Origin of the sequence: Bosea sp. F3-2 (genome assembly GCF_008253865.1) — a bacterium.
Taxonomy (GTDB): domain Bacteria; phylum Pseudomonadota; class Alphaproteobacteria; order Rhizobiales; family Beijerinckiaceae; genus Allobosea.
In genome coordinates this window covers 451,558-465,645 of record NZ_CP042331.1, presented here as the reverse complement: position 1 = coordinate 465,645, position 14,088 = coordinate 451,558, and the positions used below count along the sequence as shown (strand labels likewise).

At 66.3% G+C, this 14,088-nt stretch carries 11 protein-coding genes; 2 read left to right on the top strand and 9 right to left on the bottom strand.

The window, feature by feature from the left end:
• Nucleotides 1-44: 44 nt before the first annotated feature.
• The gene (locus tag FQV39_RS02265) at nucleotides 45-1,214 is read left to right on the top strand and encodes a GGDEF domain-containing protein (protein ID WP_149128825.1); all 1,170 of its coding nucleotides are present in this window, start codon (nucleotides 45-47) and stop codon (nucleotides 1,212-1,214) included.
• A 120-nt stretch (nucleotides 1,215-1,334) separates the two neighbouring features.
• On the opposite strand, the gene FQV39_RS02260 is transcribed toward FQV39_RS02265, so the two are convergent.
• From FQV39_RS02260 to FQV39_RS02220, 9 genes are all read right to left on the bottom strand, one after another.
• Entirely contained in the window at nucleotides 1,335-1,712 is a 378-nt protein-coding gene (locus FQV39_RS02260; RefSeq protein WP_149128824.1) for a VOC family protein, read from the bottom strand.
• Between the two features lie 69 nt (nucleotides 1,713-1,781).
• Nucleotides 1,782-2,477: a helix-turn-helix transcriptional regulator gene (locus FQV39_RS02255; protein ID WP_149128823.1), complete on the bottom strand. Its 696-nt coding sequence runs from the start codon at nucleotides 2,475-2,477 to the stop codon at nucleotides 1,782-1,784.
• Between the two features lie 11 nt (nucleotides 2,478-2,488).
• The gene (gene pncA, locus FQV39_RS02250) at nucleotides 2,489-3,217 is read right to left on the bottom strand and encodes a bifunctional nicotinamidase/pyrazinamidase (protein ID WP_149128822.1); all 729 of its coding nucleotides are present in this window, start codon (nucleotides 3,215-3,217) and stop codon (nucleotides 2,489-2,491) included.
• A 77-nt stretch (nucleotides 3,218-3,294) separates the two neighbouring features.
• A complete protein-coding gene (gene dnaE, locus FQV39_RS02245; protein WP_149128821.1) occupies nucleotides 3,295-6,768 on the bottom strand; it encodes a DNA polymerase III subunit alpha in 3,474 nt (1,157 codons plus the stop codon).
• A gap of 549 nt (nucleotides 6,769-7,317) precedes the next feature.
• The gene (locus FQV39_RS02240; protein WP_149128820.1) at nucleotides 7,318-8,007 is read right to left on the bottom strand and encodes an ABC transporter ATP-binding protein; all 690 of its coding nucleotides are present in this window, start codon (nucleotides 8,005-8,007) and stop codon (nucleotides 7,318-7,320) included.
• 266 nt (nucleotides 8,008-8,273) lie between these two features.
• On the bottom strand, nucleotides 8,274-9,563 hold the full coding sequence (locus FQV39_RS02235) for a lipoprotein-releasing ABC transporter permease subunit (protein ID WP_149128819.1): 1,290 nt from the start codon (nucleotides 9,561-9,563) through the stop codon (nucleotides 8,274-8,276).
• 43 nt (nucleotides 9,564-9,606) lie between these two features.
• The gene (gene proS / locus FQV39_RS02230) at nucleotides 9,607-10,938 is read right to left on the bottom strand and encodes a proline--tRNA ligase (RefSeq protein WP_149128818.1); all 1,332 of its coding nucleotides are present in this window, start codon (nucleotides 10,936-10,938) and stop codon (nucleotides 9,607-9,609) included.
• Nucleotides 10,939-11,223: 285 nt separating this feature from the next.
• Nucleotides 11,224-11,724 carry a pantetheine-phosphate adenylyltransferase gene (gene coaD, locus FQV39_RS02225; protein ID WP_149128817.1) on the bottom strand — a complete coding sequence of 167 codons (501 nt, stop codon included), beginning with the start codon at nucleotides 11,722-11,724 and terminating at the stop codon, nucleotides 11,224-11,226.
• A 153-nt stretch (nucleotides 11,725-11,877) separates the two neighbouring features.
• Nucleotides 11,878-12,177 (bottom strand): hypothetical protein, encoded by a 300-nt coding sequence (locus FQV39_RS02220; RefSeq protein WP_149128816.1) that lies wholly within the window; start codon nucleotides 12,175-12,177, stop codon nucleotides 11,878-11,880.
• Here FQV39_RS02220 and FQV39_RS02215 point away from each other — a divergent pair.
• Nucleotides 12,158-14,032: an ABC-F family ATP-binding cassette domain-containing protein gene (locus tag FQV39_RS02215; protein ID WP_149128815.1), complete on the top strand. Its 1,875-nt coding sequence runs from the start codon at nucleotides 12,158-12,160 to the stop codon at nucleotides 14,030-14,032. The two genes, FQV39_RS02220 and FQV39_RS02215, sit on opposite strands and share 20 nt — an antisense overlap.
• Nucleotides 14,033-14,088 lie beyond the last annotated feature (56 nt).

The window sequence follows — 14,088 nt, the reverse complement described above, 5'->3', positions numbered from 1 at the left end:
CCGATCGCGCCCGCTCCGCGTCTGCGAAACGGGCCGGCGCGGGCATGATCCTCGACCTCCGGACGATCTTCGTCACCGGCGCGCTCACCTGCTTCATCATCGGTGTGATGCAGCTGATGACCTTCGCGACCGGGCGCTTCACCCGCAGCCCGGTCTGGTGGGGAACAAGCAGCTTGTGCATCGGAGCAGGCCTCCTCGGCGCGGCTTTCCGCGACGTGATTCCGGACCTGATCTCGATCGAATTCGCCAATACGGCGATGCTGGCCGGCTGCCTGCTGCTGCTGTTCGGCATCCGCCACTTCGGCGGGCGCGAGCTCCACTGGTTCGGCTTCGGAATCGTCCTGCTTGCGGTCTGGATCCTGCTCTCGCTTTCGCCGGGTGAGCAGGGTTATGCGACACGGGTCATAATCGTCGCAGTCGTGATGGCCTTCTGCGACGCCGCGATCGTGCGGGAAGCCATTCGCCTCGGATTGCAGGAGAAGCTGCGCTCGGCCTGGCTGCTGGTGGCGCTGTTTGCTCCGACGGTTCTGGTCTATGTCGGGCGCATCGGGCTGGGAGCGTTCGATCGCGTCGGTACGACGCTCTTCCCGCGCGACGCCGGAGCGAATGCCTGGCTCGCGGCGATCGGCGTCACTTTCATCATCCTGCGCGGGCAGGCACTGCTGCTGCTTGCTGCCGAACGCTCCAACCGCATGCTCGCGACGCTTGCCCGGCGCGACCCTCTGACCGGCGCAATGAACCGCTCCGGTGTCGAGCAATGGCTCGACCAACAGGTCCGAGGCGGGCACCGGGGCGAAGTGCGGGCCTCCGTCCTTCTCGTGGACATCGACCATTTCAAGGCCCTGAACGACACCCGCGGCCATGCGGCGGGCGACGAGATCCTGCGGGTCTTCGCACATGCCGTGCGGGGTCAGTTGCGCAGCGGCGACATCCTCGCCCGGCAGGGTGGCGACGAGTTCGCGGTCATCCTCCCCGGCGTCGGCGTGCGCGAGGCCGTCCGGGTGGCCGAGCGGATTCGCGGTGTCTTCAAGGATGCGCTGGCCGAGTTCAACGACCTGGCGGGCCCGCCGACGCTCAGCATCGGCGTCGCCGAAAGCGATCTGCGCACCCGCAGCCTCGACCAGCTGCTGGCGGAGGCCGATGAAGCGCTCTACCGGGCCAAGCGCCTCGGCCGTGACCGGGTCCAGGCGCAGCTCAAGCCAGTCGACGCCTAAAGCATCAGATCGAAAAGTGGAATCCACTTTTCGAAGAAATCCGATGCTCAAACAAAGTGTTAGATCGCCACTTCACGCCCGATGGGACGCATGGCGATCTAGCGCCTGACGGCAGCGCGCTCAAGCCTGCTCGGGAAAGGGATGGAACACCCGCAACCGGTGCCCGTCCGGGTCCCGCGCGGTGAAGGTGCGGCCGAAATCGAGGTCCGTCGGCTCCTGCAGGATGGCGATGCCGCGCTTGCGCCAGTCCGAGCAGGCTGCATCGACAGCCTCAGAGCTCGGGACCATCATGGCGATCTCGGCCGCGCCACCGGATCCCGCCGTGGCCGGCTCGACGGTATGACGCGACCACAGGCCCAGCCTCACGCCCGAGGGAAGCGCGAACATCGCGAAGGTCGGCGACTGCTCGAGCGGCTCGCTGCCGAGCAATTCCGCATAGAAGCGGGCGCTCGCTGCAGGGCTGTCGACATGAAGCAGGATGAAGTGGGCGTCGAACATGATGGCCTCCCAAGGTTTCGAGATGGCGGGAGACTAGAATCAGATGCTGCCAATTTCCGGCAGTGTCGATCACAGGGTTGAGGCAATTCCTTCCTGCTCGCGCCAGAGCTTGAGCAGCACCTGCCGCCGTTGCGGATAGCGGCTCTCCTGCATCGCGAACCGCGTGAGCCGATCCGTTCGGAAATGCCGGAAATCCTGCCTCAGCTCGCACCAGGCGACGAGCACGCGGACATGCTCGAAGAAGGAGAGCGCCAGCGGCCAGACCACGCGCTCGCTGACACGGCCCTTGTCGTCGCGATAGCCGATCGCGGCCTTGCGCCCGGCGCGGATGGCCTGACGGATCGCGGCGAGATCGATCTCGGGAGCATCGACGGCCTTTCGTCCGGGGCCGAGAATCAGCGCCGCATCTTCGATGCGCCCGGCCATATCCACCGGCAGCACGGCGACGATCTTGGCCATGGCGTCGCGCGCCGCAAGCGCCAGCGCCCCATCCGCGCGGTCCGCCACCCAGCGCGAACCCAGCACCAGCGCTTCGATCTCCTCCTCGCTGAACATCAGCGGAGGCAGCATGAAGCCCGGCTTCAGCACATAGCCGAGCCCGGGCTCGCCTTCGATCGGCGCCCCCTGCCCCTGCAAGGTGACGATGTCGCGATAGAGCGTGCGGATGCTGACCCCGAGCTCGGCGGCCAGCCTGCGCCCCGAGACCGGGCGGCGGTGCCGGCGCAGCACCTGGACAAGATCGAGCAGACGCTGCGCACGCGACAAGGGCTTGGACCTCAGCCCGGCAGGTCGCTGGCCTTGATCCGCGTCACGTCGAGCTCGGCCATCTCGGCCCAGGCCTTGGCGAGCGAGCCTTCGAGATCGATGGCACGGCAGGCATCCTCGACGACATAGGTGTCGAAACCGGCTCGGGCCGCATCCTGCGCCGTCCAGCTCACGCAGAAATCGGTCGCCAGCCCGGCGATGACCGCACGCAGGATGCCGCGCTCCCGAAGATAGCCGGTCAGGCCCGTCGGCGTCCGGCGATCGGCCTCGACGAAACCCGAGTAACTGTCGATCTCGCGGCGATAGCCCTTGCGGATGACGGTCTGGGCCCGAGCCTGATCGAGATCGGCGTGGAACTCCGCTCCCTTCGTGCCCTGCACGCAGTGATCCGGCCAGAGCACCTGCGGCCCATAGGACATCTGGACCGTCTCGAACGGCTTCTTGCCCGGATGGCTCGACGCGAAGGAGGAGTGGCCCGGAGGATGCCAATCCTGCGTCAGCACGATGTTGGAGAAGCGCTTTGCCAGCGCGTTGATGACCGGGACGACTTCGTCGCCCTTGGCGACGGCGAGGCTGCCGCCGGGGCAGAAATCGTTCTGGACATCGACGACGATGAGGACGGTACGCTCGTCGATCACGGGCTGCTCCTGTGCCTTGCCTGCGCGCGAGGCTGCCGCCGCTGTCAGGATCGTCGCCCCCGCGATCAACCCGCGCCTGTCGATCCCGCCCCGATCCGTCATGGCCCGCCTCCAACCAACACTAACCTGCGCCAGCGACGCGCCTGCGGCAAGGCAACAACCATGCCCGGAACGGTTTGTCAGCGCAGCTCGACGCTGACGACGCCCGGCGCGGCGCGCACCGCATTGGCGATCTGCTGGTTGATCGGAAACTTGCCCGGTAGCTCGATCTCGACTTCCTGGGCGCCATCGTCCAGAATCATGACGATCGAGACCTTGCCCTCGGCGCGCACGGCCTCGCGCGGGCGGATGCGCTCGGCGATCGAAGCCACAGCCTTGTCGTCGCGCAGATAGATCAGCAGATCCTGCTTCTGGCGCGAGGCGAGATCATCGAGCACCTCGACATCCTCGATGCGGGGCCTGACCTCCTCGCCGTCGAGCACGGCCGAGAGGCGCAGCACCAGCGCCCTGCCCGGCTCGAGCAGGTCGCGGAAGCGCATCAGCCCTTCGGAGAACAACACGGCCTCGAACTGGCCGCTCGGATCGGACAGGTTGACGATGCCCATCTTGGAGCCGGACTTGGTCCGCCGTTCCGACTTGTCGATGACCGAGACCGCGACCTTGCCGACGCCGGTGCCATTCGCACGCACCGTCTGGGCGAAATCGGCATAGCGCTGCACACGCAGCCGCTTCAGCACATGCTCGTAATCGTCGAGCGGGTGGCCGGACAGGAAAAAGCCGACGGCCTCATGCTCGCGCTTGAGCTTCTCCGCCGGCGCCCAAGGCTCGACCTGCGGGATGCGGAAGGCTTCCTGGACCACGCCACCGCCCAGGAGATCGAACTGGCCGGCCGCCGCCTCGTCGCGGGTGCGATTTGAGAGGGCCAGCATGCCGTCGATCGCCGCCACGGCGCGGGCGCGATCCTCCTCCAGCTCGTCGAGCGCGCCGGCCGCGATGAGCGCCTCCAGCGTGCGGCGGTTGACCAGCTTGGTGTCGATGCGGCGCGCGAGATCGGCGAGGTCGCGGAAGAGCCCGCCGGACTGGCGGGCGCTCACCACGGCTTCCACGGCCGCCCGGCCGACGCCCTTGATGGCGCCGAGCGCGTAGAAGATCTTGCCCTCGGCCACGTCGAACTCGACGCCGGAGCGGTTGATCGCGGGACGCTCGACCTTGATGCCGAGCCGCTCGGCGTCGCGACGGAATTCCGAGAGCTTGTCGGTGTTGCCCATATCGAGCGTCATCGACGCGGCGAGGAACTCGACCGGAAAATTCGCCTTCAGATAGGCGGTCTGGAAGGCGACGACGGCATAGGCCGCCGCATGGCTCTTGTTGAAGCCGTAGTCGGCGAACTTCGCCAGCAGGTCGAAGATCTCGGACGCCGTGTCCTTCTTGATGCTGTTCTCGATGGCGCCCTTCACGAAACGATCGCGCTGGGCGTCCATCTCGGCCTTGATCTTCTTGCCCATGGCGCGGCGCAGCAGATCGGCTTCGCCGAGCGAATAGCCCGAGAGCGCCTGCGCCACCTGCATCACCTGTTCCTGGTAGACGATGATGCCGTGGGTTTCGCGCAGATAAGGCTCCATCCCCGGATGGAGATAGGTCGGATCCTCCAGCCCGAGCTTGCGGCGGCAATAGGTCGGGATGTTGTCCATCGGGCCCGGCCGGTAGAGCGCGACCAGCGCGATCAGGTCCTCGATGCGGTCGGCCTTCATCTCGACCAGCGCCTTGCGCATGCCGACCGATTCCACCTGGAACACGCCGACCGTCTCGCCGCGGGCCAGCATGGCGTAGGTGGTCGGGTCGTCGAAGGGCAGCTTGGCGAGATCGATATGGATGTCGCGCTGGGCGATGAGCTTCACCGCCGTGGTCAGCGTCGTCAGCGTCTTGAGGCCGAGGAAGTCGAACTTCACCAGCCCGGCCTGCTCGACCCATTTCATGTTGAACTGGGTGACGCGCATGCCGGTGCGCGGATCGACCGAGAGCGCGACGAGCTGTTCGAGCGGCCTGTCGCCGATCACCACGCCTGCGGCGTGGGTCGAAGCATGCCGATGAAGCCCTTCCAGCTTCTGCGAAATCTCCAGAAGCCGGGAGACGACGGGCTCCTCCTCGGCGGCCTGCTGCAGCTTGGGCTCGCCTTCGATCGCCTCCTTCAGCGAGATCGGCTTGGCCGGGTTCTGCGGCACGAGCTTGGTCAGCTTGTCGACCTGGCCATAGGGCATCTCCAGCACGCGGCCGACGTCGCGCAGCACGCCGCGCGCCAGCAAGGTGCCGAAGGTGATGATCTGCGCGACGCGCTCCTGGCCGTAATGGTGCTTCACATACTCGATCACCTCTTCGCGCCGGTTCTGGCAGAAGTCGATGTCGAAGTCCGGCATCGAGACGCGGTCCGGATTGAGGAAGCGCTCGAAAAGCAGGCCGAAGCGCAGCGGGTCGACGTCGGTGATGGTCAGCGCATAGGCGACGAGCGAGCCCGCGCCCGAGCCGCGGCCCGGGCCGACCGGGATGTCGTGGGCCTTCGCCCATTTGATGAAGTCCGAGACGATCAGGAAGTAGCCCGGGAACTTCATCCGGGTGATGATCGAGAGCTCGAAATCGAGCCGTTTGTCGTAATCCTCGACCGTGAAGCCTTCGGCCGGGCCATGCTTCGCAAGCCGCGCAGCCAGACCGGCGCGGGCCTGCGCCTGCAGTTCCTCAGCCTCGTCCCGCCCTTCCTCGCCGAAGCGCGGCAGGATCGGCTTGCGCGTCGAGACGCGCCAGTGGCAGCGCATCGCGATCTCGACCGTGCTCGCCAGCGCCTCCGGCAGATCGGCGAAGCGCTTCTTCATCTCGGCGCGCGTGGCGAAATAATGCTCCGGCGTGACGCGGCGACGCTCGCCATCCGAGACGAGTCGGCCCTCGGCCACTGCCAGCAGCGCATCATGCGCGTCGAAATCGGCGGCCTTGGCGAAGAAGGGTTCGTTGGTCGCGACGATCGGCAGATCGGCATCATAGGCGAGGCGCAGGAGATGGGCCTCCAGAGCCGCCTCGCCTTCGCCGCCATAGCGCTGGATCTCGACATAAAGCCGGTCGCCATAGATTTCGGCGAGCGTCGCGAGGCGGGATGTCGCCTGCGGGAGCTGGCCGTTGCGCAGCGCCGTGTCGACCGGCCCGCCATGGCCGCCGGTCAGGGCGATGAGCCCGCCGTTGAAGGCGGAGAGCCGCGCGACCGTGGTAATCGGCTGCCCCGCGCCGCCGGTCGCCAGCGCAGCTTCGCTGACGAGCTTCATCAGATTGCCGTAACCGGCCTCGTCCATCGCAAGCAGAACGATATGCGGCAGACGTTGCGGCTGGGCCGGCTTGCGGCCACTCTCATTGTCATCGGCGAAATCGACCGAGAGCTGCACGCCGACGATCGGCTGCAGGCCCGATCCTGCCAGTTTCTCGGAGAATTCGAGCGCGCCGAAGAGGTTGTCGCTGTCGGTGAGCGCCAGCGCCGGCTGGCCGTCGGCGGCGGCCATCTTGGCGAGGGTAGAGACGGTCATCGCACCTTCGAGCAGCGAATAGCTCGAATGGACATGGAGATGGACGAAGCCGATGTCCGACAGGATGCGCGCCTCGCCAGCTTCCCGACCCATGTCCTTCTCCCGTTGTCGCCGCCGCGCGACTCGTCTTGTCCGTTCTCCTTATGAAACCTCGGCGCAGCCGGCGTCGAGGATTCCTTGGCGGTGCTGTGGATGGCTCCTGCCGCAATCAGACATGCGGCCCGGAGAAGATCGCAGCCCAGAGCCAGATCATGCCGAGGAAGACGCCGAGCGAGGCGATCTCGGCAAGGCCGGCGGCGAATTTACGCGCTGCAGTCATGAGAACCTCCGTCGTTCTTGATAGGTTCATATTAGTTCATGTTTTGTTCTCGTCAATCCGTCTGGTTGATGCCGGACGGCGTGGCCTCCCGGGCGGTTAACGATTGCCTAACGGCGAATTCGGCCGGTTAATATCCCGAGAGCCCCGCAACCGCGCCGTCATTCCGGACAAGCCGCCTCCGGCGGCGCAGATCCGGAATCCATCGAAGGACTCCGGCGCTCTACGATGGATTCCGGGTCAAGCCCGGAATGACGATGCGCTTCTGCAACGTCTCGTTCCCTGGGCCCGCGGGTCTACGCATCCACAGGAAGATGGCGGCGCCCTCAATCCAGCGCGACGACCAGTCCCTCGCGGATCGTCACTCGCCGGTCCATCTGGCGCGCCAGCTGCAGGTTGTGCGTCGCGATCAGTGCCGCGAGCCCAGATGCCCGCGCCAGCGCCATCAGCGTGCCGAAGACATGCTGCGAGGTGTGCGGATCGAGATTGCCGGTCGGCTCGTCGGCCAGCAGCAGGCGCGGCCCGTTGGCGACGGCCCGGCCGATGGCAACGCGCTGCTGCTCGCCGCCCGAAAGCTCGCTCGGCAGATGGTCAAGCCGCTCGCCAAGGCCGAGGAAGGTCAAAAGCTCCGATGCCCGCTCCTCGGACACATCGCGCGGCAGGCCCCGGATGCGCTGCGGCAACACGACATTCTCCAGCGCCGTGAACTCGGGCAGGAGATGGTGGAACTGATAGACGAAGCCGATCTCGGTGCGGCGCAGGCGCGTGCGCCCGGTATCGTCGAGCTTGGTCGTGGCGAGCCCGCCGACGAAGACCTCGCCGGCGTCCGGCTTCTCCAGCAGTCCGGCGACATGCAGCAGCGTAGACTTGCCGGTGCCGCTCGGCGCGACCAGCGCGACGACCTCCCCCGGCCAGAGGGCGAAATCGGCCCGGCGCAGCACTTCGAGCGGCGCGTCGCTCTGCGGATAGAAGCGTTCGACCTGCGAGAGGAAGAGTGCTGGCATCTCCTGTGCCATTAGGGTTTGTCCTCCCGATGAGCGCGGTCCTGACGCTGGGCATTTTGAGCGGCGGCCAGGAGCGTGGACGCCGCAAACCACCCGGTTTGCAAGGCCGCGCGACGCCGCAGCCGCTCAAAAGGCCCGCGCCCCGTCGGGGTCGAGCGAAAACGACTGCCTGCCGCGTCGGTCCCTCGCCCGATGCCTATGGCATCGGGCTTCGGGCGCCTCCTTGCCGGAAGTCGTTTTGGCTCGATCATGATCGTGCTCATCGGGAGGACAAACCCTTAGCCCATCCTCAGTGCTTCTACGGGATCGAGCCGGGCGGCCTTCCAGGCCGGATAGAGCGTCGCCAGCAGCGACAGCGTCAGCGCCATCAGAACGACGCTCACCACCTCTCGCCAGTCGATGACGGAGGGGATGTCGCTGAGGAAGCGCACCGTCGGGTCCCAGAGGTTGGCGCCGGTGATCCAGTTCAGCGCCGCCATGATCGACTTGATATTGTTGGCGAAGAGCACGCCGAGGATGAGGCCGGCGACGGTGCCGATGACGCCGATCGCTGCCCCCGTGATCAGGAAGACGCGCAGGACCGTGCCGCGCGTCGCGCCCATCGTGCGCATGATCGCGATGTCGGCGGTCTTGTCCTTCACCAGCATGATCAGGCCGGAGACGATGTTCAGCGCCGCGACCAGCACGATCAGCGTCAGGATGATGAACATCACGTTCCGCTCGACCTCCAGTGCGTTGAAGAAGGAGCGGTTGCGTTGCCGCCAGTCCGAGAGCACCAGCGGGCGCGGCGCATCGGCCTCGATCGCATCGCGCACGCCCTGTGTCCGGTCGGGATTGTCGACAAAGATCTCGATGACGTTCACGTCGCCGTCGCGGTTGAAATAGGCTTGGCTCTCGGCGAGCGGCATGTAGACGAAGGTGCCGTCGAACTCGGTCATGCCGATCTCGAAGATCGCCTTGACCGGATAGGCCTTGATGCGCGGTGCCGTGCCGAAGGGCGTCGAGGCACCCTGCGGCGACACCAGCGTCATCGAATCGCCGACCTGGAGCCCCAGCGCATTGGCGAGGCGCCGGCCGATGGCGACGCCTGGCGTCGTATCGAAGCCCTCGAGTGTGCCGGCCTTGATATTGCCGCCGATGAAGGGAATCGCCTTGATGTCGGCCTCGCGCACGCCGCGGACCAGCACGCCGTTGTTGCCGATCTGCGAGGAAGCCAGCGCCTGACCTTCGACCAGCGGGATCGCGAGCTTGACGCCATTAATCTTGGCGAGCTTCTGGGCGACGCTGTCGTAATCGTCGAGCGGCCGGTCGATCGGGGTCGCGAAGATATGCCCGTTCACCCCGACGATCTTCTCCAGCAGCTCCTTGCGGAAGCCGTTCATCACCGACATCACGATGATCAGCGTGGCGACGCCGAGCAGGATGCCGAGGAAGGAGAAGCCGGCGATGACCGAGACGAAGCCCTCGCGCCGGCGCGTGCGCAGATAGCGCCCGGCCAGCAGCCATTCGAAGCCGGCGAAGGGCTTCGTTCCGGTCGGAACGGCAGCATTCTCCGCGACAGCGCTCATGAAGCGGCTCTGATCATGCGGGGCCCCTTGGCGCGGCGCTCCGTCACGCCGCCCGGCCCTTGAAGCGATCGAGCGCAGCTTCCAGCGAGACCAGCTCGCGCTCGCCACCGGCGCGGCGCTTGAGCTCGACCTTGCCATCGGCCAGGCCCTTCGGCCCGACGATGATCTGCCAGGGCACGCCGATCAGGTCGGCGGTGGCGAACTTGGCGCCCGGACGCTCCTCGGTGTCGTCGAGCACGGCGTCGTAGCCCTTGGCGAGCAGGTGCTTGTAGATCTGCTCGGCCGCGCCGTCGGTCGCCGCGTCGCCCACCTTGAGGTTGATGACGGAGACGTCGAAGGGTGCGATCTCGTCGGGCCAGACGATGCCGCCATCATCATGGCCGGCCTCGATCAGCGCCGCGACGAGACGGCTCGGGCCGATGCCGTAGGAGCCCATATGGACCGGCACCTGCTGGCCGTCCGGCCCGGTCACGGTCGCCCCCATCGGCTCGGAATACTTGGTGCCGAAATAGAAGATGTGGCCGACCTCGATGCCGCGGGCCGAAAGACGCTTGCCCTCGGGGATCGCTTCGAAGGCAGCCTTGTCGTGCATCTCCTCAGTCGCGGCGTAGAGGCTCGTCCATTTGTCGACGACGCCCTGCAGCCCGGCGACGCTCTCGAAGTCGGTGTCGGCCGCCGGCGTATCGAAGGTCAGGTAGTCGCTATGGCAGAAGACCTCGCTCTCGCCGGTCGAGGCCAGCACGATGAACTCGTGGCTGAGATCGCCGCCGATCGGGCCGGTATCGGCGCGCATCGGGATCGCCTTCAGGCCGAGCCGGGCGAAGGTGCGTAAGTAGGCGGTGAACATGCGGTTATAGGCATGCCGGGCCGCATCCTTGTCGATGTCGAAGGAATAGGCGTCCTTCATCAGGAATTCGCGGCCCCGCATCACGCCGAAGCGCGGACGCACCTCGTCGCGGAACTTCCACTGGATGTGATAGAGATTGAGCGGCAAGTCCTTGTAGGACTTCACATAACTCCGGAAGATGTCGGTGACCATCTCCTCATTGGTCGGGCCGTAGAGCATCTCGCGATCATGCCGATCCTTGATGCGCAGCATCTCCTTGCCATAGGCGTCGTAGCGCCCGCTCTCGCGCCAGAGATCGGCCGACTGGATGGTCGGCATCAGGATCTCGATCGCGCCCGCGCGATTCTGCTCCTCGCGGACGACGTTGCTGATCTTGTTGAGCACCCGCAGGCCCAGCGGCAGCCAGGAATAGATGCCGGCCGACTGCTGGCGGATCATGCCGGCGCGCAGCATCAGCCGGTGCGAGACGATCTCCGCCTCCTTGGGCGTATCGCGCAGGAGGGGCAGGAAATAGCGGGAAAGACGCATCGGAAAACCTGTCGGAGGGCATCGCGCAAGAACCTGCACGACGAGTCGCTTCATCTGAGAGACACCATCGCTCTCGGCAAAATGCAAACCAAAATCAGCAGAAAGCGACGGAAGATGGCGAAGTTGTGTGCCTTTCGCCGCAGCCCGTCACGTGGAGCTCTTTCGGAGAGCTCACCCGTCATTCCGGACAAGCCGCGATAGCGGCGCCGCTCCGGAATCCATCGTAGAGCGCGGAGCCTTACGATGGATTCCGGGTCAAGCCCGGAATGACGGCGTTTCTGCGCTTCAGCCCTTAGCGAAGCGCGCCTTCAGCGCGGAAAGCACGGGCGCGGGCACGAAGGGCGAGACATCCCCGCCCATCGCCGCAATCTGGCGCACCAGCGTCGCGGTGATGTGGCGCACGCCGGGCGAGGCCGGCAGGAACACCGTCTGCACATCCGGCGCCATCGTGCCGTTCATGCCGGCCATCTGCATCTCGTAGTCGAGATCGCTGCCGTCGCGCAGGCCGCGGATGATGATCGAAGCTCCCGCACGCCGCGCGGCATCGACGGCGAGATCGTCGAAGGTCACGACATCGAGCACCGCCCCCTTCGCCGCAAGCAGCGGCGTCGCGACAGTGCGCAGCAGTCCGGCGCGTTGCTCGACGGAAAGAAGCGGCGTCTTGCCGGGGTGGACGCCGATCGCGACGACCAGCTTGTCGCAGAGCCCGGCGGCTGCCGCGATCACGTCGGCATGGCCGTTGGTCACGGGGTCGAAGGAACCGGTGTAGAAAGCGATGCGTGCCATGGTGCCAGCGTTAGAGCATCGGACCGAAAAGTGGAATCCACTTTTCGGAGAAATCCGATGCTAAGACAAACAGATAGATCGCCCGCGGCGCGACAAGCCGCCTACCCGATCCCGGCCCGGCGAAAGCTGCGCCGAGGCAAGCGCGATACAATGTCAGGAAGACGGGACGATCGCGGTAAGCGCGGCGGCACTGCCGAGGATGATCGAAAGACAGATCATCAGGGACGCCAGCAAGGAAACATGGCGGGACGCGACATCGAACGGGTAGGCATGCATCGAAGACTGCCTCGCGAATCGGAAATTACTCCAGTTCCGTTGGGTGAAGGCGACAGCGGGCCGCCCCGAGGCGAGATTGTGACGAAACGGTGACCGCAGGCCCGATCTTCCGGGTTTGCATTGCGTTTTCGCAGGCAAACCGCCTAAACCCACGGCCATGCTGACGATCAACGACATCACCTATCGCCTCGGCGAGCGCCTGCTGCTCGACCACACCGGCGCCGCCATTCCGGACGGCGCGCGCGTCGGATTCGTCGGCCGCAACGGCACCGGCAAGACGACACTGTTCAAGATCATCACGGGCGATCTCGGCACCGAGAGCGGCAACATCAGCCTGCCCAAGGGCCGGCGCATCGGGGGCGTAGCGCAGGAGGCACCGGGCGGGCCGGAATCTTTGATCGAGGTCGTGCTCGCCGCCGATACCGAGCGCACAGCGCTGATGCAGGAAGCCGAGACCGCGACCGATCCGCACCGCATTGCCGAGATCGGGACGCGGCTCGCCGATATCGGCGCCCATTCCGCGCCGGCACGCGCCGCGATGGTGCTGCACGGCCTCGGCTTCGACGAGGCGGCACAGCAGCGCCCCTGCTCCGATTTCTCGGGCGGTTGGCGCATGCGCGTCGCGCTCGCGGCCGTGCTGTTCTCCGAGCCCGACCTGTTGCTGCTCGACGAGCCGACCAACTATCTCGACCTCGAAGGTACGCTCTGGCTCTACGACTATCTGGAGCGCTATCCGCATACGGTGCTGGTGATCAGCCACGATCGCGAACTGCTCGACACCAGCGTCGACCACATCCTGCATCTCGACCAGGGCAAGCTCACGCTCTATCGCGGCGGCTATTCCTCCTTCGAGAAGCAGCGTGCCGAGAAGCAAATGCAGCTCGCCCGCGCGAAGGAGAAGCAGGACGCCGAGCGCAAGCACCTGCAGGCCTTCGTCGATCGCTTCAAGGCCAAGGCCACCAAGGCGCGCCAGGCGCAGTCGCGCGTAAAGCGGCTGGAGAAGATGGAGACCATCGCGGCGATCGTCGACCGCGACGTCCAGCCCTTCGTCTTCCCGGGCCCGGAGAAGCCACTCTCGCCGCCGATGATCGTGCTGGACGACGCCAGCGCCGGCTATGGCGAGCGCAAGGTGCTGTCGCGGCTCAAGCTCAACCTCGCCCCCGACGACCGGATCGCCCTGCTCGGCTCGAACGGCAACGGCAAATCGACCTTCTGCAAACTGATCGGCGGCAGGCTCGATCCGCTCTCGGGCGAGATGAAGAAGTCGAGCAAGCTGGAGACAGCCTATTTCGCCCAGCATCAGCTCGACGAATTGCGGCCGGAGGACACGCCGGTCGGCCATCTGCGCGACCTGATGCCGGATGCGCCGGAAGCCAGGGTGCGCTCGAAGGCGGCGCAGATCGGCTTCCCCGCGTCCAAGGCGGATACGCCGGTCAAGCTGCTCTCGGGCGGCGAGAAGGCTCGGCTAATGCTGGGCCTCGCCACTTTCCACGGCCCGCATCTGCTGATCCTGGACGAGCCGACCAACCATCTCGACATCGACAGCCGCACGGCGCTGATGACGGCGATCAACGACTATCCCGGCGCCGTCATCCTCGTCAGCCACGACCGCTTCCTGATCGAGGCCTGCGCCGACCGGCTCTGGCTGGTCGCGAACGGCACGGTGAAGAATTTCGACGGCGACATGGAGGACTACCGCGCCTTCGTGCTCGACAGCGCCAAGGCCGAGCGGCGCGGCAAGCCCGCTCCCGAGGCGGGAGCCGCCAAGCCGAAGCCGGGCGAGCGCAAGGAGGCCGCGACGAAGCGAGCGGCGCAGGGCCCGCTGCGGCAAAAGCTCAATCTTGCCGAGGCGCGCATCGCCAAGCTGACAGGGCTGATCGAGAAGGTCGACGCAGCGCTCGCCAACGGCGCCTTTTCGCGCGAGCCGGAGAAGGCGTTGCAGCTCTCGCGGCAACGAGCCGAACTGGCGGAGGCGCTCACGGCCGCCGAAGAGGAATGGCTGCTGCTCGGCGAGGAACTGGAGAGCGCGTGAAGCGCTCGGCTCCACCGGCCCTTCCAACGCGCCGTCATTCCGGGGCTTCGCGTAGC